The sequence below is a fragment of the Staphylococcus pseudoxylosus genome, assembly GCF_044794325.1.
In the GTDB taxonomy this organism is placed as follows: domain Bacteria; phylum Bacillota; class Bacilli; order Staphylococcales; family Staphylococcaceae; genus Staphylococcus; species Staphylococcus pseudoxylosus.
Genome location: NZ_CP085024.1, coordinates 434,453 through 455,547, shown reverse-complemented (window position 1 = coordinate 455,547; position 21,095 = coordinate 434,453). Strand labels below are relative to the sequence as shown.

The following is a 21,095-nucleotide window of genomic DNA, read 5'->3' as shown; positions in this document are numbered from 1 at the left end:
TTCAAAGTTAAAAGTTATTAGACTGCATGTTTTTTGTACTGTCTATACATAATTGCAAGTACAATTAACCACAATGGCGCAAAGATAACACCTATTCGTGTTTCTGGATTTACAAATAATACACAAAAAATAAAAGTAAAAAATATGATAATACATAACGCCATTACTTTACCACCAGGCATTTTAAATTTACTTTCCTTATGTAAATCCGGTCGAGCACGTGTGTATCTATAATACGCAACCATAATCAATGTCCATATAAATATGTTTAATACTGTAGAAACCGTACTGATATAAACGAATACAGTTGTCGCATTAGGTATAAAATAGTTTAGTAATACTGCAAAGAGTAGTAATGTACATGTTACTAATATTGCTGTAATAGGTACACCTCTACGATTCGTTACTTGGAACTTAGGTGGCGCTTGTTTTCTATTTGCTAATCCGAATAATGTTCTACTATTTGCAAATATACCACTATTACAAGCAGATGCAGCTGCAGTTAATACAACAAAATTAATAATTCCTGCAGCAAATGGGATACCAACTAGCGCAAATACTTTAACAAATGGACTGCTATCTGGATCTAATTGATTCCAAGGTATAATAGAAATAATAACTGCTAGAGCACCTATATAAAATATTAGAATCCTAAATGGTACATTATTAATAGCTTGTGGAATCGTTTTATGAGGATTTTTAGTTTCTCCTGCTGTAATCCCAATCATTTCAATACCAAGGAAAGAAAAAATCGCCATCTGGAATGACATTAAAAATCCAGACATACCATTGGGAAAAACCCCTCCATTATTGTATATATTAGAAACACTTGCATGTCCAAATGGTGTTTGATAAGCCATTACAATCATGACAATACCTATAATAATCAATGCGATGATAGTAACAACTTTAATAATGGCAAACCAAAATTCTAATTCTCCAAACAATCTCGTACTCAGTAAATTGAATGACATTAACAATAAGATACAGGCTAACGCCGATAACCAATTTGGAATTTCTGGATACCAAAATGATACATATTTTGCTACAGCTGTAACTTCTGCCATACCGGAAATAATCCATGTTAACCAGTAAGTCCAACCAGTAATAAAACCAGCGAGCGGTCCAACATATTCATTTGTTATATCCGCAAACGAATTGAATTTTGTATCTGAAAGTAACATTTCTCCCATAGCCCTCATAAACATAAATAATGCAAATCCTACAATAATATATGTTAGTAAAATGGATGGCCCTGCTAAACTAATAGATTGCCCAGCTCCTAAGAATAAGCCTGTACCGATTGCACCACCAATAGCAATTAATTGTATATGTCTATTACTTAACTCTCTCTTTAATCTGTCTGCCATAGTTCCTAACCCCTTAATCTTGAAATATGCGCACATTTCTATTTTACTACTTTTTTACTTAGACAAGAACGTTGCACCAAATTTTCATTAACAGTGTATTAACATGCTTTTAGCAAATAATTTCTCCTATTATATTTACCATTAACTCAATAATAAAAAAGCCAAACCGCTTTATGTATGCGCTTACATAATACTACAATCATAAATCAACTACATTCATATTTCAACTTAAATTATTTTTTAAAAAAGTTTTATGCACAACACTTATATTATATTCACAAATATTCTACTCTTGCTTATATTAAAAAAACTGTTAAATTAAAAATATTAACTTATATATCTAAGGGGGGATTTGATGCGCGCGATTTTTATAGGTATTCTCGGAGCGTTATTTTTTTCAATCACATTTATACTCAATCATTCTATGGCAAGTAGTGGTGGTAATTGGTTATTCAGTGCTTCATTACGTTTTATATTTATGTTCCCATTTCTTTTTATTTTTGTTTATATTAAAAAAAGACACGGATACATACTTGAACATATTAAAAAGTACTTTCTACAATGGTTACTTTGGAGTACGCTTGGTTTCGTCTTTTTCTATATTCCAATTACATTCGTCTCCAATTATAGTCCAGGTTGGTTAATATCAGCAACATGGCAATTAACAATTATTTGTGGTTTATTACTTGCGCCTTTATTTTATGAATATGTTCAGTTTGATAAACAATTAGTTAAAGTTAGGGAACGTATTTCTTGGCGCTCTGTTAGTACTTCTAGCGTTATGGTATTTGGTGTTGTGTTAGTTCAAATACCTCAAATTACGTCCATAGAAATGAAAACCTTTATTCTCTCTGTTGTTCCACTTATCATTGGAGCTTTCAGTTATCCGTTGGGTAATCGTAAAATGATGGAACTTGTAGACAATGAATTAACAACAATTGAACGTATTTATGGTATGACTTTAGTGACGTTACCCATCTGGATTATTATCTTTGTAATCGGTGTTTTCAACAGTGGCTTCCCCGCTTCTAATCAAGTATTACAAACATTTTTAGTCGCTGTATTTTCTGGTATTATTGCGACTACACTCTTCTTCTATGCGACGAATTTAGTAAAAAACAACCAAGCTAAATTAGCTGCTGTTGAAGCAACCCAAGCCACTGAAATAATCTTTACACTCATTGGTGAAATGTTATTTTTGGGGTTACCTTTACCAGATTCTATTAGTATTATTGGTATCATTATTATCACATTAGGTATTTTTGTTTATAGCTTTATGAATGCCAAAATTAGAGAAAACAATAGTGAGATTCAAAAATTCAACTAATTTTTCAAATCATATCCGTGTATACTATTTTGTTACACTTCAAAAAGGACTTTTAAAATACAATGAAAACTATGTCTACAACTTGAGCCAAACAGTCACATTGACATTCTTATTTGAAAGCAAGATAATTTATATCAAATAGCATTGCTAGTGATTTAAATTAAAGGAGGTTCAAGGTCAATGCCGACAACTCATGTTGACCCAAGAATTACCAGAACTAAAAAATTATTGATGGATGCCTTCCGAGCTATAGCAAAAGAAAAGAAACTTCAATCCATAACAGTGAAAGACATTACAGACCGTGCAACTGTTAATCGTGCAACGTTCTATGCTCATTTTTATGATAAATATGACATCATGGATTATACATTGTCGGAAACTTTACTTAAAAACTTAAATGATTCATTAAATGTGTCAACGGAACTTAATGAAGAAACGCTTTGTAAAAGTTTTATAACTATCACAAGCTATATTCAAGAGACGCATAACGAATGCAAATTAAATAGTGAAGCTTATGGTCAAGTTGTAGAAAAAAGGGTGAAAGAAGAATTAGAGGATATCTTTCTAACATTGCTAGTACAACAGCACGTTAACGAAAATCGTGAAACGCTTGCTACAACTGCAAGATTCTTGTCTTGGGGGCTTTATGGAACAGCTAAGCATTGGTTCCATACAAGTCAATTACCAGCACAAACCTATATCAAACAAGCACTTCCTTTCTTAATGAATCAAAATACTAATTAAATATATTTAAAGAGCGGAGCTATAAAATCAAATCGTATTATTGATTTTATAGCTCCGCTTTATATTTTATACTGTAATTTAAATATCACTTTACATTTTCAAACATATCAAATGTATATTTTTTTAATTCTTTATTCTCTATTTTCATTTATAAAATCTAACACTTTACCTGTTATCGCCACTGCGCTATTACTTTCACCCTCAATACCGCCTTGATGCAATCCAATAACTTCATTATTTTCATTAAAGAGTGGTGAACCAGAATTACCACCATAAGTACTCGCATCATATGTAAGTATATTACTATTATTAGCTAAAATTTCTCCTTTACTTTCCCACATTGTCGCTAATGACTTATCTCCAGGATACCCAGTAACCGTTATAGGTTCACCTTCATTAACATTTGAAGCATCTTGTAACGTTGCTGGTTGAACAACATCACCTACTGATTGACCGTTTTTATTTTCATTAAAATGAACAACCACTAAATCTTCCTCACCAGGGTATGCTTTTATTTCTTTTTCAGTAAAAGTACCATTTGGAAATGTATCAGCATCTTTGGCAGCTGGTGCAAAGGTCATGTTGCCATCCGAAAGGTCTGCAACATGCTTATTCGTTAACACCGTATTCTTATCTATTACAACACCTGTCGCGATATTGTTTCCAATATTGATATAACCAATAGATTGATAATGTCCACTGTTTGTATTTTCAATTTGTGTTCTATCTTCGTTGGGTAATATTACTCTTGGCATTGCTTTGTTTTCAGCAGGACGATCTGCTGTATTTTGCGTCGCTTCAGTATCCTGTGCTGTAGTATTAGTACTCTGAGCATCAACCTTACTATCACTATTAAACATGGCTAATGACAATATAGCGATAAAAGCACATGAGATACTATTAATTAATATTCTTTTCAACATAAATTAACCCTCCAATAAAATATAAATCTCTTCTTCAATTTAAAGAATTTGCTAAAAATAATCAAATTATATTATATTTTAAATTTCTTTATGAAAAAACATTTCATTATACATGGAATAATTTATATTCATTAAATAAAGGTTTTACTTATCTAACCAACATTTAAGATTATTTGTTGTTTACACGATATATGCATAAACATGTTGTTTGCTTTAATTAGAAGCACGTTATACAATACATCTATACAACATGTGTTAGTTAGACGATTTGTGTTGTAAATTAAAAGTTAGGAGGGATAGACGTGACAACAATCCAACACCATTATGGATTCCAACGTACTTTTCAAAAGGATCACCTGACCTTAGGGTTAGCATTTCCTTTCGACAATTCAGAAGACCATAAATTATCATTTGAAAATCAAATTGAGTTAGCTCAACATGCTGAAGAACTCGGATTTACAAGCCTATTTGTGCGTGACAGTCCGCTTTATAGTCCACATCTAGGAAATGTAACGACAAACTACGATCCGTTTGTATTTTTATCTTATCTCAGTGCCAAAACATCTAAAATCGCTCTCGGAACCTCTAGCATTGTTGCTACATTACGTCATCCAATTCATATAGCTAAGGCAGCTACTTCTCTTGACTTCATTTCAAATGAGCGCCTTTTGTTAGGTATGGCGACAGGAGACCGTAAATTTGAATTTCCTACATTTAAGATAAAAGAAGAACAGTTAACCGAAACATTTCAAGATACTATTTCAGCTATAAATGCGTTATGGCAAGAACATTCACCAGATATATCAAACTCAATATTTGAATTATACGAAGACTCAGGGCTACAAATGTTGCCAAAGCACAAGCATATCCCAATGTTCGCCACAGGCTATTCAAAACAACAAATGTCTTGGTTAAAGTCCAATATGGACGGCTTAATGTTTTACCCACAACCATTTCAACAACAGAAAGCGCTACTTCAAGATTGGCATAACAATGACACTTTCAAGCCATTTATGCATCCGCTTGTTGTAGATTTATCAAAACAAGCGAACGAATTAGTGAAACCTATAAAAGGTGGTTATCGGTTAGGTAGAAATACTTTAATAAAAATTCTAAAAGCCTATGAGAAAATCGGCACAAATCATATTATGTTACATTTAAAATCAAAGAACAGATCATATAAATCATTATTAACAGAAATTGGCGATTATGTGATACCACATTTCCCGCCACACTTATTACAGGAGGAACATAAAAATGACATTATTAGACAGAATTAATGAACTTGCAAATAAAGAAAAAGTAGAAGTATTGAGTGTTGAAGAAAAACAAGAACAACACACATTAAGACAAGAATATTTACAAATGATTCGTGGACAAGTTATTAATACATTTTCAACAATGAAAGTAGTAGACCCATTAGGTGAAGACGTAACACCTGATAAAGTTTATAAATTACGTGAAGAAATGGGAACATTAGACCTTAATTAAAACGCAAAAAAGAGCGATACAGCAATCTAGTTTAAGATAGATTGCTGTATCTCTCCTTTTTTATATTTTATTATGACAAGATTTGTTTCATAGAGCGTTTAACGCTTTCCGCATACATACCACCAAATTTAACTAAATGGACCATCAATAAATATAATCTATAGAATTCGAGACGCTTTTCTACATCTTCATTTATTGGATAATGTTTGTCATATTCATTGTAAAATGCCTCTGTAAAACCACCAAAGACAGTAGTAATACCTAAATCGAATTCTCTGTCACCATATAATGGCGCTGGGTCAAATAACGCTGGTGAACCATCTTTCAGGAACATATAATTTCCACCCCATAAATCACCGTGCAATAAAGAGGGTTTACTTGGATGTTGTTTTAATGTATCTACTATTACTGAACGTACAGATTCATATTGCGAAACATCGTCGTCGCTCCAAGCTCCTTGCTCTACTAAGGTATCTTTCAGATGATCTAAGCGTCGATTCACAAATAATGTTATCCAATTATCTGTCCAACTATTATCAAATGTTATATCTCCACCTTCATAAGGTAAATCAAAACCAAACTTGCCATTTACTTGTTGTTTACTATGCATTTGGGCTACTAATTCCGCTAATGCTTCTTGACTTCCTGTACGACCTTCATCTAAATAAGTTAATAATAAATAAGCGTCGCCCTCAATTTCACCACTTCCTATTACTCGTGGTGCAGTAACTTCCGCCTCTTCAAAAAGTTTTAAACCTGAAATTTCTGCCGCAAAAAAAGATGCGTTTCGGTTTCGTTGAACTAATAAAAAATAGGTTCTCTCAACTGTCTCAATTTTAAATGCTTCATTTACATCTCCACCACTAACAGGTGAAATAGACTTTATATTATTTAAAGGCAGTTGTGTTTGCCATGACTGTTTCATGAGTTATACCTCCAATTATTATATTTAAAAATAAATACATCATTATTATTGCCCTTTTTAACTTATGTAATCACTCACAGATTCAAATAAATTGTATGTGAAAGTTTTAATAATTCTTTTATTTGCTCTAGGCATATATTACGTAAAATGCTAGTCTATTAAAGACATCTTTTTCAATTTTACTTTTTAAAATTGACTAGGCACTCATCACAATACATAATTTTATTACAAATAATTTGATAAATGGAGCGATCATGATATGTACAAACTCATCAAACCTATTTTATTCCAAATAGATCCTGAAAAAGCGCACGGGATGACAATTAACGCACTCAAATTCGTCCAAAAATATCCAAAACTTTTACCTGTTATTAACCAATTATTTCACTATGAAAATGAAAGCTTATACCAAAATATCAAAGGTATCCAATTCAATAATCCAATTGGATTAGCAGCAGGTTTTGATAAATCTTGTGAAGTACCTAAAGCCTTAGAAAACGCTGGTTTTGGTGCACTTGAATTAGGGGGTATCACACCTAAACCACAACCTGGTAATCCCAAACCACGAATGTATCGCTTAGTGGAAGATAATGCACTGATTAACAGAATGGGTTTTAATAATCTAGGCATGAACAAAGCTTTAAGTAATCTACGTAAATATAATTATCAAATTCCAATTGGCCTTAATGTTGGCGTTAACAAGACAACATCTTATGATGCGCGTTATGAAGATTATATTAAAGTTATCGATACATTTAAAAATGACGTTACCTTTTTCACGGTTAACATCAGCTCTCCAAATACGAAAAACTTACAAAGTTTCCATGATAAAGATGCATTCGCCCAATTGTGCGAAGCTATTCAATCTTATAAAGAAAAACAAAATCTCAACGTACCTATTTTCATCAAACTTACATCTGATTTAACATTAGACGGACTCGGTCAAATGTTAGAACCGATAACACAAACCTTTGACGGTATTATACTAGCCAATACAACGCAACAACGTGAACATTTAAATTCAGACAATCGTCATGAAACAGGTGGATTGAGCGGAAGACCATTATTCAACCGTAATCTAGAATTAATTTCATATGCTTATAAACAAACAAATGGTAATTTCTTAATTATTGGTACAGGCGGTATTTTCAGTGATACTGATGTAATTAAAATGTTACGTAGTGGTGCTTCATTAGTACAAATATATAGTTCTTTAGTTTTTGAAGGACCTGGATTAACTCAAAAATTAAATAAGCAACTCGCACATTATCTCAAATCTAATGGTTATAATCATGTTAGTGAAATTATTGGGTTAGATGCCTAATATTTCTAAGTGCTTGTCTGCACGCATTTTTGCACTGCCTCTTTTATTTTAAAAATAATAGGGTATATGTACAACAAAAGGAGGTAGTGCCATTATGTATAAAAATATATTATTAGCTTATGATTTTGATAATTCGTTTAACAATGTACCTGAAGAGTTGCAAAATCTAACCGCTGGCGTGGATGATGCTGAAATTACAGTATTCCACGTTATACCAGAAAGCGAGTTAGAAACTTCAGTACGGTATGATAATAAACACTTTGAAGATTTGGCACATGAAAAAAGCGAATTACTCGAACCTTTTGTTAACAAATTAGAAGATCTAGGTTTAAATGTAAATATTAGATTTAGTACAGGCTACATCAAAAACTCAATTTTGTCAGAAATTAAAGAACACAGCTATGATATTATTGTAATGAGTAATACGCGTACAAAATCAGATATTAAAAATATACTTGGTAATGTGACACACAAAATTGCAAGTAACGTAAATATACCTGTACTTATTGTAAATTAGCCTTCATACAAAAACTCAATTCCTCTATCATAAATGACTAGAAGAATTGAGTTTTATTTTTTTATTGCTGTTGCTTCAAATACTGTTCAATCACTTGTAGAACACCAGAGTCATCATTTGAAGGTGCTTTATGCTGGGCAACCGCTTCTACCTCAGGGCTACAATTAGCCATCGCATAGCTATGTGTAGTTAAGCCTAACATTTCTATATCATTATTGGCATCTCCAAATGCTAATAACTCGTCATGTGCAATACCCCATTGTTTTAATATGTCTTCAATCGCAACACCTTTATTAACATTTGGTAAAATAAGATCCACACTGTCGTTACCACTTGTTACTGCACGTAATTCCCCTCTAAATTTAGTTTCTAATGCATCCATAACTGCTTTAACCAAATCTTTATCTTTGATGCGCATAGCAACTTTTACAAAATTATCTTCCTCTATATGCTCAAAGGACGCTACTTTTTCAATATCATAATAATAATTACTAATAAAATTCATAAATTCATTGCTACATGTCTGTTTTACATAAGCTGATTTAATACCACTCAACACAATATCTGCTAAGCCAAAGTCTCTTGTAAGTGTCTCTACGACATCATAAATGAGCTGTTGATCAAAGTAATAAGATGTCATCAATTCATTATCATAATAAGTAACGGCACCATTTTCAGCAACATACGTGATATGTTGGTCTTTTTCCGGAAAAAATGACTGTAATTGCGCATATTGATTACCACTTGCCACAATAAATTTAATATCTTGACGCTTCAACTCATCAAATATTTCCTCAAAATATGCCTTATCATATGTGTGATCCGATTTTAAAAAGGTCCCATCTTTATCTACAGCGATTGCTTTTATCATCATTGATACTCCTTTCTGTTCTCGAAAATATAATTAAATAGTCATATACTTGCTTAAATTACATTACAATAATATTAAAAAGGTGACCATCAATATCTCTAAATAAGCCACCATAATACCCTTCATGCATAGTACTACTTTGTAGAACTTCTCCACCTGATGTTTCAACTTGTTCTAATAAGCAATCCAACTCTTCCAGTTCAGATACAGAAATAGAAACTAATGCACTATGACTTCCAATATTTGAAACTTGGGCGACTTTCTCAAATTGATTACGTTCAATAAGCATTATGACTTTATTATCTAAAGTTTCAATTCCTCTCATTTTATCTAAAACTGCTTCGTTTCTTTTGATTGTAAAGCCTATTTCACTAAAAAATGTTTCACTTGCTGCTAAATCTTCTACCGGTAAATTAAGCCAAGATGATTGTATATTCATTTTACTCCTCCCATTTTTATCACCATACCATACTCCGCTTTTACAGTGCTATAAAGAACCTATCTCACGCCTCTTCCTTCACTCTTATACAACAAGTTTTTAATGAAATAACGTTAATAAATCATTATTTATTTGACACATAATCTCTAAATGAGTTACAGTTTTCAACATCTTATTTGCTTATTTTCAACACTTTAAAGCATCTGAAGATAGTTATAACCAAATTATGATGAAGTTAAGGTCTATTAATAATCATCACTATTTTATGGCATTGGAATGATCAAATCCCACATATCTCTGATTATTCGTTTTACATTAGCCGTATTGTTTTAACTAAAAGGAGTAAAATAAAATGACTAGTACAATCAATGTACACGTCTTACACACTGGTTCAGTGATTGTAGACGAAGCATTACCATTCAACTATAAATATAATCCACCTTTAGCATGGACCGGGTTATTTAGATCTAAAAAGAAACAACTGCGTTTACCTGTATCTGTTTATCTTATAGAACATCCAAAGGGTCTTGTTCTAATTGACACGGGTTGGCATGAAATCAATCGAACAAAGCCCATTAAAAATTTAGCTTTTCAATATCCAATAAACAAGGCAGTTTTACCTAAAGGCACTGCTGTACATGAACAAATTGAAGCATTAGGCTATCAACCTTCGGATATAGATTATGTGATGTTGAGTCATTTACACTGTGATCATGCTGATGGCTTAGCACATGTAGCTGACGCAAAAAACATCTTAGTCAGTGAAGTGGAATGGAACGCTGCAAACAACGATAAAATGCGTTATCTTCCACACCAATGGGATAATATTGCTATTCAAACCTATCCTTTAAAAGATAATGGCATTGGACCTACAGGTAAATCCTTTGATTTATTTGGTGATGGTACACTCGAATTTATTCACACACCAGGACATAGCGCTGGTCTATGTTCTACACGTGTTAAAGCGCATAAAGATGATGCGTCATATTTATTGTTGGCCTCAGACGTAGGTTATGCTGAAAAATCATGGAAAAACGGTATTTTGCCTGGCCTCGTAGTAGATAAAGATGATGCAATCAAATCATTAAATTGGGTGAAAGCACAAGCAATAGATAAAGACTGTGTCAAAGCGATTGCCAATCATGATGCCGAAGTTCAACCACAAGTCATTTCTTTATAGTAAAATACTAATTAAGCCGTATTTCACTATAAAACCAATAAAATCTAATATTTGATTTACAACTATTACACTCAAACAAACTATAATCTAAAATATAGTAATCTTAATATATAAATGAGATAAGCTTATAAGGGCGTGCATATATGAGTGATGGCTAAATTATCACTCACCTCGCCCTTTTTACATAATCTAAAAAGTATAAATTACAAAATCTAGCATCACAAAAAGAGTAAATAATCACTTAAAACAACTAATGACACCGAAACAGACTATAATACGCTAAGCTTCATATATATTCTATAAATTTTCACAAAATTTTCTGAATATTTAGAGATATTTATGCTATGATATAAATTATCATAATTTAGTTATAAAGTTTTACGATATAGTATTCATTGGGAGAGATTTATTATGAAAGATTTTTTCAACAAAATTTTTAAAAAAGCAGAACCATCCGTTTATCAAGTGAAGGATGCTCATTTAAATAGAACATTGCGTGTTAAAGACTTTTTAGCTTTAGGTGTCGGTACCATAGTTTCTACTTCTATTTTCACACTACCTGGCGTTGTTGCAGCACAACACACAGGCCCTGCAGTTGCACTTTCATTCTTATTAGCAGCAGTAGTGGCTGGGCTTGTGTCTTTTGCATATGCTGAAATGTCGTCTGCAATGCCATTTGCTGGTTCAGCCTATTCATGGATTAATGTAGTATTTGGTGAGGTGTTTGGCTGGGTGGCAGGTTGGGCTTTACTTGCTGAATATTTTATTGCTGTCGCCTTTGTTGCATCAGGTTTTTCCGCGAACTTACGTGGTTTAGTTTCGCCATTAGGTCTTGAATTACCAAAATCACTTTCTAATACATTAGGTAACGATGGTGGTGTCATTGATATCGTCGCAGCTATCGTGATTATTCTTACAACTTGCTTATTAGCATATGGCGTATCAGCAGCTGCACGTATCGAAAACATTCTTGTCGTCATTAAAGTGTTAGCCGTATTATTATTTATTGTTGTAGGTTTAACAGTTATTGATTTCAGTAATTATGTGCCATTTATTCCTGAACATAAAGTTACTGAAACTGGATCATTTGGAGGATGGCAAGGTATCTATGCTGGTGTGTCTATGATTTTCTTAGCATATATTGGCTTTGATTCAATTGCTGCTAATTCAGCCGAAGCAATCAATCCACAAAAGACAATGCCTAGAGGGATCTTAGGATCACTACTCATTGCTGTAGTATTATTTGTTGCAGTTTCGCTTGTACTTGTTGGTATGTTTACCTACTCAGCATATGCTGGTAACGCAGAACCTGTTGGTTGGGCATTAAGACAAAGCGGATTTGGTGTAGTAGCCGCAGTAGTACAAGCAATTTCTGTAATTGGTATGTTCACAGCACTCATTGGTATGATGTTAGCAGGTTCACGTTTATTATATTCTTTTGGTCGAGATGGCCTCTTGCCTTCTTGGTTAGGAAAATTAAATAATAAAAACTTACCTAACCGCGCTTTAATAATACTTACTATCATTGCTGTAATTATTGGATCAATGTTCCCATTTGCGTTCTTGGCGCAATTAATATCTGCTGGTACACTCGTAGCATTTATGTTTGTTTCTATAGGTATTTTTGGTTTGCGTCCTAGAGAAGGTAAAGACATTCCAGTCCCAGCATTCAAAATGCCTTTTTATCCTGTAATGCCGATTATCACATTCGTGAGTGTAGTCATCGTATTTTGGGGCCTAAGTGCAGAAGCAAAATTATATACACTTGCCTGGTTTATCATAGGACTAATTATTTATCTCATTTATGGTGTAAAACATTCTAAAAAAGGAAAATCTTCCTAATAAAAAACAGGGCTCGGATACATTAGTGTTCCGAACCCTGTTTTTTTATGTTAGAAAAAGGCTTATGCTTCATCCTCGTCTATTTGGGATAACTTACGAATATTAGAAAAGTCTACCTTTTTAATTAGTTTTTCATAGGTATTTAATGCCGATTCTGTGATTTTAAGTCCTTCTTCTGTCAAATAGATATACATAGCACGTTGGTCTTCAACACATTCTTGTCTTACAACTAATGCTTTCTCTGGTTTTTCTATGCGTACAATCAATCTAGACATTGCACTTTGGCTTAAATCAACAATTTTTATCAAATCATTAATTTTGTATTTTTTCCCTTTAGCTTTATAAATTTCATATAATACATAAAATTCTTTCAAGCTTAAATTGTATGATTGCTTCATTTTTTTCTCAATTAATGTTTCTATATAGTGAACGTATTTGGTTAATTGTACCCAATTATCGATTTTTTGTTGTTTTTCCATCATATCCTCCCAAAGATATATGTGTATAACTACTTATCATAGTTTATCTTTTACTCATAAAATGATTGATATTAGAGTTATCCAATGCAATATACATATCTTTCATATATAAATCCCTAAGGCTCAATTTATTAATTGTTATTAATATCTTACATCATCATAACGTATATTGAAATATTTGCCTGGCTTTTAAATTAACACATAAATTTGCTTAATCTTACTAAAATAACTAAAATGCCTTAATATCACTCAATTATTAAATCTCTATTTGGCCAAAAATAATATCTAAAAAGTTCTCACTAAAAAACATCAATCCATTAAATAAAATAGATTGATGTTTTATTTGAGCATACTGATATAAATCGGCTAATGTTGTAATAATTTTTCTTTTAAATCCTTACGTTCATAGTCTAGTGAGTAAGGATCATTTAACCAGTAAATACCTTCATCTACTTTAAACGTTTGGCCTTTTTTAACTGCATCTGTGTTCTTCCAAACATCTTTATTTTCGAATGATAAATCACTGCCTTTAGCAACTGGCGTTACCACGTAATCACCTGTCATTTCAGGAATTTGTTCTTCAGAGATATCTGCTAAATCATTTTTTTGTGTTGCTTTTTCTACTTTTTCAGGCATTTTCAGTCCAAAGGAATCATATAAAATTTCACTGCCGTGACCATATGTTTTTCCTAAAGCGTAGATTTTTTTATCAAAGTCTTTAATGATTGATACTGTAGTATCTGCACCAATAGCGTCTTTAATTTCTTTTCCATCGTCTTTAGTTTTTGCTTCCCATTGCTTAACCCATGCGTCTGCTTTATCTTCTTTACCTACAATTTTACCTAACTCTTTATGTTGTTCTTTATAGTCATGTTTCATGTAGTCAAAAGCTATTGTAGGTGCAACTTTATTTAATTTTTTAATGTTTTTATCTGTATTATAAGTAATTATCAAATCCGGCTTAAGTTTTGCTACACTTTCAACATTTTCAGCATCTACTTTTTCTACATCTTTAAATTTATCTTTTAAAACTTTACTATCATCTACAATATTAGCTACGCCAACGATATTAGCATCAAGTTGTTTCAATCCTCCAGCATATGTAGCCCCTAAGACTACAATACGTTTAGGTTTTTTCGGTATTTCAACTTTTTTTCCTGAGTCTTGTTTATATGTTGTCTTTTCACTGTTTCCCTTTGACGACTTATCATTTGAACCATTGCCACATGCTGCTAGCACAAGTATTAACGCTAGCAATGGTAATAATATTTTTTTCATGCGTAAAATATCCCCTTTTCTCATATTGTATTTAATTATACATGAAGTTATATGATTCTCAATAATATGACACACATTATTTTTAATGATAGAAAACATATATTTTTTTCTATCATTAAAAATAAAAAACAGCTACTTAATAAATTGCTAGTAACTGTTTTGTATATGCATGGCGTTGTTTATCGAATAAAAATTTAATATTAAAATCATCTACGATTTCACCATTTTTCATGACAATTAATCGTTCAACAATGTTATTTAAAAATGCTAAATCATGAGATATTAATAACATACCTTTATGTGTATCTGCGTAATACTGTTTCAACACTTCAATCATACTTTGCTCAGCAATAACGTCTAAACTAGCTGTAATCTCATCGCAAATTAACATATCTGGTGCTAACATCAATGTACGAATCGTATTAAAACGTTGCAATTGGCCACCACTTAATTGATCAGGGAAGCTATTCAACAAGTTCTTATCTAGATGCATTTGTTTCATTAATATATGCATTCGCTGATGAATTTCATATGAGTTTGACTCACGACGATACTTTATCGCCTCTTCTAGAGATTTGCTCATTTTAAATTTGGGGTTAAAACTATCATATGCATGTTGAAATATAGGTAATAATCGCAAATCATTATTTGTATATTGTTCCTGAGATACTGGCAATAAGCCTAAAATAATTTGTGCTAATGTCGTTTTACCAGAACCGCTCTCACCTACAATACCTACAATTTCACCTGGCTGTATAGTAAGATTTATATTGTTTAAAACAGGGCTCTGCCCATATTTAAAATTCATGTTCTTTATGTTAATCATTACTGCTCCCCTCCTTTAATTGGCTACGGGAGTTAAATAATTTCAAGCTGTATGAATCCACATCATGATTTTTAAAGGCTTGTACATGGTTTGAGTCGACTAATTTCCCTTTTTGAATAACATGTATCCAATCGCTAAAATTTAAAACATGTGATAAATTATGGGTAATTAATAAAAGCGTAACTTTATGAACTTCTGCTAAATGTTTGATTAGGTTCATAATTTTAGCGCCTGTTATCACATCTAGTGATGCAGTGGGTTCATCAGCAATAATTAATTTCGGATTGAGCATCAATACGCTCGCTATTTGAACCCTAGCAAGTTGTCCACCTGACAGACTAAAGCGATAACTATTCATTGTTTTGTCTGGTGCTAAATCAACCCACTCAAGCGCTTGTGTTACATTTTTTTTGGCCATAGCTTTATCTATCTTATAATGTTGTCTATAAATCGCAATCAATTGTTTGCCTAATTTTGTATGCTCATTAAAGCTATGCGTATAATCTTGAGAAATAAAACCAATCTCTTTCCCTAAAAGTTCGTGCATATTCGACAATTTTTTATTTTCATAATTTAAACTGTCATAAGTCATTATTAAATTATCAGGTAATTGTTGTACTAACGCTTTAGCAGTTAAACTTTTTCCTGAACCACTTTCTCCTACCAAAACATTTACTTTACTTGCTTTTAAACTGAGGTTTATGTGATCTATCAGTGTAGTACTTCTTTCACCTTTAATTACTAAATTGGTTATCTCAAGTAAATTAGTCATTGATATCACGCTTTCCTTTTAATAATTTATCTCTTAATGCATCGCCAGCTAAATTAAACAATAGAATCGTGATTGTGATTAAACACGCTGGAACAATCAAAAGTAACGGATAAGAACTAATATAATCTCTGCCTGTATTCAACATTGCTCCCCATTCAGGTGAAGGTGGCTGTGCACCTAATCCGAGAAATGAAAGTGATGATATATATAATATTATTTTCCCAAAATCTACCGTCATCAGCACAATAATAGATGGTAAAACTTGTGGAAAGAAATGTTTAAAGATAATGACATGTGTTGGCACGTTAAATAATCGAGCCATTTGTATATAAGGTTTCGTGATTTCACTACTTACGACTGAACGAGTCAATCTAGTGTAAGTCATCCACTTAATAATCGTAATTGCTATGACCAAATTCCAAATACTAGGTTTGAAAAAACTAGCAAATGCAATCATAAGAACAAATTCAGGAATACTTAACCCTATATCAATAATACGCATAATAATTGTATCAACGATGCCTTTTTTGTAACCAGCAATTAATCCTAATGGTACACCTATAATGACCGTAATCAACAATGTAATCAAACTAATAATCAATGTGTACCTTGCCCCGATTATAACTCTTGAAAGTAAATCTCTACCATAATCATCGGTGCCTAACCAATGGTTTAAGCTTGGCATTTCAAGGCTACTCCCTAAGTTTACCTCATAAGCATTTGTTGCCGACACAAAAAATTGTGCAATGATAAGAACCAATAAATACAATGCAAACACATAAAATATAAGATGTTGTTTATTTAATTGTTTCATTATATTTCACCATCCTGTCGTTGCGGTTTCTTGGGATGACGTGAGCTATTATAACGGCGTTTGGGTTCTAACCATAGCAATAACAAATCACTTACGGTATTAGCCAAAACAACAAAGAAACCAATCATAATTACCGCGCCTTGTACTACAGGATAATCCCTTGCACGTATGCTATCTACTAAGAAGTGACCGATACCTGGTATTCCAAATAAATTTTCAATGACGACAGTGCCTCCAATAAGACTTCCCACAGACATGCCTAATACCGTTATAACAGGGATAATCGCTGGTTTAAATAAATCACTCCACAAAATATATCGTTCAGACATACCTCTGAGGCGTGAAGCCTCAACCTCTTTAGATTGATATAATTCTATTAAATTCGATCGCATCAATCTTACATAGTATGCACTCATACCCACACTCAATGCTATCACTGGTAAAATATAACCAGCTATCGTGTCTATACCAGAAGATGGTAAAACATTAAATTTCTGTGCAAAAATATAAATTAAGATTGTTCCTAAAAAGAATGAAGGAACACTCACCGTAAAGGACGTTACAGTTCTGATAAATGTATCAACCCACGTGTGATAATATTTCGCTGCTAAAATTCCCATTGGAACTGCTGTTAATATGACAACCATTATAGTTAAAAAAGCAATGCTTAATGTCGGCGGTGTGTAATAAATTAATTCTTTTATTACGGGTTCACCTGTTTGGTAACTCGTTCCGAAATTAAATTGAACTATTTGTCCTAACCATTGAAAATATTGCATGATAACTGGTTGGTTTAGACCCAATTTTTCTTTTGTTGCTTCAACTTGGTCTGAGGATACATTTGCTATATCTAAATGTAAAATTTTATCAACTGGATCACCAGGTGTAAGTTTCATTAATATGAACGTAATACTAGAAAGGACAAACAATACAATGATCATTTGTCCAATTCTAGTTAGTATATTTTTAATTATCATTGTTTCTTATCTACCTTGTAATCGATTAGATAGATACCCTCGGGTGTTGCTTTTAAGTTCTTCACGTCTTTATTCATACCAACGATATTATCCATATATGAGATATAGCTATTTGCAAAATCACTTTGCGTAATACTAATAATTTCATTTGTTAAACCATTACGTTCAGATTTATCTACTGTTTTATTAAACTCGTCAATTAATGCTGTTACTTTCTGATTGTTATAGTCTCCAGAATTAATTGCACCTTTAGGTTTGTATGCCTGATTAAAGAAGTATCCTGTATCTCCTCTAGGTATTGTACCAAAGCTATATAAAGAGGCATCCCATTGATTTTTATCACTTAAATAGCCTTCAATATCATCTACATTGCGAATAGTAATATCGATATTGGCTTTTTTAGCATCTGATTGAATAACTTGCGCCATTTTAGGTAGTTCTGGTCTCCCATTATACGTAGATACGGTTAATTTTAATGGATTTGATTTAGAATACCCTTCTTCTTTCATAATTTGTTTAGCTTCTTCTAAATTTTGTTTTTGTATAGGTTGTTTATCTATAAAATCTAATTTTGTATTAAATGGTCCTGTAGCTGGTTGAGCATGATTCTTAGAGACATTACGTGCGATACTTTCACGGTTAATAACTTTATCTAGTGCTTTACGTACAGGTTTAGTCATTTTGTCACTTGTATGATTGTACATAATCAATGACGTTCTAAATCCTGATATTGCAGATGTAGTTGTCTTATCTCCATCTTTCAACTCTTTTTCTTTTTCAACAGGAACATCTGTAATTACATCTGCTTTACCTGATGTTAAATCGCTTGTACGAGCATTACCATCTTCTTGATATGTAACATTTACATGATCTAGTTTAGGTTTACCTTGCCAATAATCATCAAAACGATCTAACTTGATATTTTGAGATTGCTTATAGTGTTTAATTTGGTATGGTCCAGTTCCAACAGGTGCTTTATTAATGTCATCTGCTTCTGTATCGTAAATTGCAGAAAATGGACTTGCTAACTCTGACACTAATTCAGGATAAGCTTCTTTTGTAGTAATCGTAATATTTTGTCCATCTACATTAATATCTTTAATTGGGAGTGAGCCTTTAACGAGATCACTTTTCTTAATACTTTCTTGCAAACTAGATTTGACCGCTTCGCCTGTCACTTTTTTACCATTTTGGAATTTAATGTCATTTTTTAACTTAATATCTAATTGTGTTGGTGTTTTTTGTTCATATGAATCTACCAATACCTTTTCAACTTTGCCATCTGCACCAGCTTTAAATAGCGCTTCGGCAGCACCTATCTTCACTGGTACGTCTGTCTCATATGGTGCAATAGAAGTTGTTTTTAATGGCAGTTCAACGTCTAAAGTTTTCCCTTTTGATTCACTTCCTGAACCACTACATCCCGCTAATACCATGGCTGATATTGCAAGTAATGAAACAATTTTTTTCATTCTTATTCCTTCTTCCTAATAAATTTATAATCAATTAGAAAATCGAGCTACGCTTAAACGATGCCTATTTGGGGTATCTATCCAATAAAACCATGCTATTCAATTTGTTGTACTTTCATTCGGTTACCTGCAAACAACATAATCCACGTTGCTATGATAAAAGGTAGCGTAAACACTGGCAAACCAAATGGTGTTAATAAAGTCGTCATGCCCGCGTGTAATACAACTGTCAAAAGGATGCCTAAAACAATGCTAATATATCGTTGAATCCTAGTACGGAAAGCAACACCTAAAGCGAGCACTGTTAGTATGACATTATAGCCAAACAATCCATCATTAATTTGATCATGATTTGCGCCAAGTACTAGTACAGCAGTAAAACCAATGAGATTGGCTACTATAGCTAATACACCAGCTTTTCTTGAAGCAATAAAAATTCCTATAAGAATCAATAATCCTGCCATAATGCTTTTCAATAAGAAAATTTCACTGAAACCTGATAAAAAAGCATTTATAAAATGAATACTATGTCCTGAAAATTGTATCTCTTGTACTGTATCAGGCAGTATATTGACATCTGCATTCACAAACTTAAATTGAAATGACATTAATAAGATCACCCAGCTAACAAATACATATGGCATGGTTAACATAGGCACACCAAAAGGCTTAAAAAATTCTCTAAATGCTGAGCCTATTGGCATTGTAATCACAATTGCTATAAAAGCAATTAATATACTATACCATTCTGGCACTAAAAATAGTGTCAATGCAATTGCTGTTAGTACTGGATTGAAACCTGCTAATCCCGTGTTAATCTCTTCATTTGAGTAATTTGTCCGTTTCGCTAATAATAATGCAATAACACTCGCAGCTAAGGCCATCATACCAACCTTCCAATTTCCTACGAATAAACCTAACAAAATAAATAAGCCTGTCCATGCATTATTTAATAGCAGTACTTGTGCGATGTTCTTTAATATAATTCGAACAGCATTCACATTGTCACCTAGTTTCTCTACTTATTCCAACATACAACATAATATATTATAACGGATAAAATTTAAAGCAATACATATTTAATTTCAACGCGTTTTATTTCGTCATTAATTTTTTTCAGAGGGTTATTCTTGTAGTATACGTCTAATCGTCTTATTATTAGATTAGTCACATACTATATTTTAAATTTATAAAAACGTCGAAAGGTAGTGAGCATGTGCATTTTACACAACGTGAACAAGACAAACTAATGTTAGTTATTGCAGCAGATTTGGCTCGTAGACGTCAGCAAAGAGGTCTTAAGTTAAATTATCCCGAGGCAGTTGCCATTATAAGTTTTGAGTTACTAGAAGGTGCAAGAGACGGAAAAACCGTTGCAGAACTTATGAGTTATGGTAAACAAATATTAGGTGAGGATGATGTAATGGAGGGCGTTGCAGATATGTTAACTGAAATGGAAATTGAAGCAACTTTCCCTGATGGTACTAAATTAATTACCGTTCATCACCCAATTGTGTAAAGGAG

Annotated in this window: 22 protein-coding genes; 9 read left to right on the top strand and 13 right to left on the bottom strand. The window is 32.5% G+C overall.

Going from position 1 to position 21,095, the window contains the following annotated elements:
• Positions 1-17: 17 nt before the first annotated feature.
• A complete protein-coding gene (locus tag LG295_RS02005; protein ID WP_107529647.1) occupies positions 18-1,370 on the bottom strand; it encodes an amino acid permease in 1,353 nt (450 codons plus the stop codon).
• A 355-nt stretch (positions 1,371-1,725) separates the two neighbouring features.
• Between LG295_RS02005 and LG295_RS02000 the strand changes: the two genes are divergently transcribed.
• Positions 1,726-2,697: a multidrug resistance efflux transporter family protein gene (locus LG295_RS02000; protein WP_107529646.1), complete on the top strand. Its 972-nt coding sequence runs from the start codon at positions 1,726-1,728 to the stop codon at positions 2,695-2,697.
• 180 nt (positions 2,698-2,877) lie between these two features.
• The gene (locus LG295_RS01995) at positions 2,878-3,441 is read left to right on the top strand and encodes a TetR/AcrR family transcriptional regulator (protein ID WP_107529645.1); all 564 of its coding nucleotides are present in this window, start codon (positions 2,878-2,880) and stop codon (positions 3,439-3,441) included.
• Positions 3,442-3,572: 131 nt separating this feature from the next.
• Here LG295_RS01995 and LG295_RS01990 read toward each other — a convergent pair whose 3' ends face one another.
• Entirely contained in the window at positions 3,573-4,364 is a 792-nt protein-coding gene (locus LG295_RS01990) for a serine protease (RefSeq protein WP_107529644.1), read from the bottom strand.
• A gap of 302 nt (positions 4,365-4,666) precedes the next feature.
• Here LG295_RS01990 and LG295_RS01985 point away from each other — a divergent pair, with 302 nt between their 5' ends.
• The gene (locus LG295_RS01985) at positions 4,667-5,644 is read left to right on the top strand and encodes an LLM class oxidoreductase (RefSeq protein WP_318832592.1); all 978 of its coding nucleotides are present in this window, start codon (positions 4,667-4,669) and stop codon (positions 5,642-5,644) included.
• A complete protein-coding gene (locus LG295_RS01980) occupies positions 5,622-5,855 on the top strand; it encodes a DUF896 domain-containing protein (protein ID WP_029378159.1) in 234 nt (77 codons plus the stop codon). The genes LG295_RS01985 and LG295_RS01980 overlap by 23 nt, the downstream gene beginning before the upstream one ends.
• A gap of 70 nt (positions 5,856-5,925) precedes the next feature.
• Here the strand turns inward: LG295_RS01980 and LG295_RS01975 are convergent, their stop codons facing one another.
• The gene (locus LG295_RS01975; RefSeq protein WP_318832591.1) at positions 5,926-6,780 is read right to left on the bottom strand and encodes a fructosamine kinase family protein; all 855 of its coding nucleotides are present in this window, start codon (positions 6,778-6,780) and stop codon (positions 5,926-5,928) included.
• Positions 6,781-7,039: 259 nt separating this feature from the next.
• On the opposite strand from LG295_RS01975, the gene LG295_RS01970 reads away from it, so the two are divergent.
• Positions 7,040-8,104 (top strand): quinone-dependent dihydroorotate dehydrogenase, encoded by a 1,065-nt coding sequence (locus LG295_RS01970; RefSeq protein ID WP_107554618.1) that lies wholly within the window; start codon positions 7,040-7,042, stop codon positions 8,102-8,104.
• Between the two features lie 94 nt (positions 8,105-8,198).
• The gene (locus LG295_RS01965; protein ID WP_107557994.1) at positions 8,199-8,621 is read left to right on the top strand and encodes a universal stress protein; all 423 of its coding nucleotides are present in this window, start codon (positions 8,199-8,201) and stop codon (positions 8,619-8,621) included.
• A 61-nt stretch (positions 8,622-8,682) separates the two neighbouring features.
• On the opposite strand, the gene LG295_RS01960 is transcribed toward LG295_RS01965, so the two are convergent.
• A complete protein-coding gene (locus LG295_RS01960; protein WP_107529639.1) occupies positions 8,683-9,492 on the bottom strand; it encodes a Cof-type HAD-IIB family hydrolase in 810 nt (269 codons plus the stop codon).
• Between the two features lie 58 nt (positions 9,493-9,550).
• The gene (locus LG295_RS01955; RefSeq protein ID WP_107557995.1) at positions 9,551-9,931 is read right to left on the bottom strand and encodes a VOC family protein; all 381 of its coding nucleotides are present in this window, start codon (positions 9,929-9,931) and stop codon (positions 9,551-9,553) included.
• 352 nt (positions 9,932-10,283) lie between these two features.
• Between LG295_RS01955 and LG295_RS01950 the strand changes: the two genes are divergently transcribed.
• Positions 10,284-11,111: an N-acyl homoserine lactonase family protein gene (locus LG295_RS01950; RefSeq protein ID WP_107529637.1), complete on the top strand. Its 828-nt coding sequence runs from the start codon at positions 10,284-10,286 to the stop codon at positions 11,109-11,111.
• A gap of 411 nt (positions 11,112-11,522) precedes the next feature.
• Entirely contained in the window at positions 11,523-12,953 is a 1,431-nt protein-coding gene (locus tag LG295_RS01945) for an APC family permease (protein ID WP_107557996.1), read from the top strand.
• A gap of 62 nt (positions 12,954-13,015) precedes the next feature.
• Here the strand turns inward: LG295_RS01945 and LG295_RS01940 are convergent, their stop codons facing one another.
• The 8 genes from LG295_RS01940 to yut all read right to left on the bottom strand — a co-directional run bounded on the left by LG295_RS01940 (position 13,016) and on the right by yut (position 20,572).
• Positions 13,016-13,432, bottom strand: coding sequence for a MarR family winged helix-turn-helix transcriptional regulator (locus LG295_RS01940; RefSeq protein ID WP_107529635.1), 417 nt, complete (start codon positions 13,430-13,432; stop codon positions 13,016-13,018).
• 366 nt (positions 13,433-13,798) lie between these two features.
• Positions 13,799-14,710, bottom strand: a complete 912-nt coding sequence (locus tag LG295_RS01935; RefSeq protein ID WP_107557997.1) for an ABC transporter substrate-binding protein — start codon at positions 14,708-14,710, stop codon at positions 13,799-13,801.
• A gap of 136 nt (positions 14,711-14,846) precedes the next feature.
• Positions 14,847-15,536: an ABC transporter ATP-binding protein gene (locus tag LG295_RS01930; RefSeq protein WP_107557998.1), complete on the bottom strand. Its 690-nt coding sequence runs from the start codon at positions 15,534-15,536 to the stop codon at positions 14,847-14,849.
• On the bottom strand, positions 15,529-16,308 hold the full coding sequence (locus LG295_RS01925; protein ID WP_107529632.1) for an ATP-binding cassette domain-containing protein: 780 nt from the start codon (positions 16,306-16,308) through the stop codon (positions 15,529-15,531). Before LG295_RS01925 ends, LG295_RS01930 begins: the two co-directional genes overlap by 8 nt.
• Complete coding sequence (nikC, locus tag LG295_RS01920; protein WP_318832590.1) at positions 16,301-17,122, bottom strand: nickel transporter permease; 822 nt, start codon at positions 17,120-17,122, stop codon at positions 16,301-16,303. The genes LG295_RS01925 and nikC overlap by 8 nt, the downstream gene beginning before the upstream one ends.
• Positions 17,122-18,099 carry a nickel ABC transporter permease gene (gene nikB, locus LG295_RS01915; protein ID WP_107529630.1) on the bottom strand — a complete coding sequence of 326 codons (978 nt, stop codon included), beginning with the start codon at positions 18,097-18,099 and terminating at the stop codon, positions 17,122-17,124. The genes nikC and nikB overlap by 1 nt, the downstream gene beginning before the upstream one ends.
• The gene (nikA, locus tag LG295_RS01910; RefSeq protein ID WP_318833024.1) at positions 18,096-19,577 is read right to left on the bottom strand and encodes a nickel ABC transporter substrate-binding protein; all 1,482 of its coding nucleotides are present in this window, start codon (positions 19,575-19,577) and stop codon (positions 18,096-18,098) included. Before nikA ends, nikB begins: the two co-directional genes overlap by 4 nt.
• Before the next feature lie 89 nt (positions 19,578-19,666).
• Complete coding sequence (gene yut, locus LG295_RS01905; RefSeq protein WP_107558001.1) at positions 19,667-20,572, bottom strand: urea transporter; 906 nt, start codon at positions 20,570-20,572, stop codon at positions 19,667-19,669.
• Positions 20,573-20,787: 215 nt separating this feature from the next.
• Between yut and LG295_RS01900 the strand changes: the two genes are divergently transcribed.
• Positions 20,788-21,090: an urease subunit gamma gene (locus LG295_RS01900; RefSeq protein ID WP_017723823.1), complete on the top strand. Its 303-nt coding sequence runs from the start codon at positions 20,788-20,790 to the stop codon at positions 21,088-21,090.
• Positions 21,091-21,095: the final 5 nt, after the last annotated feature.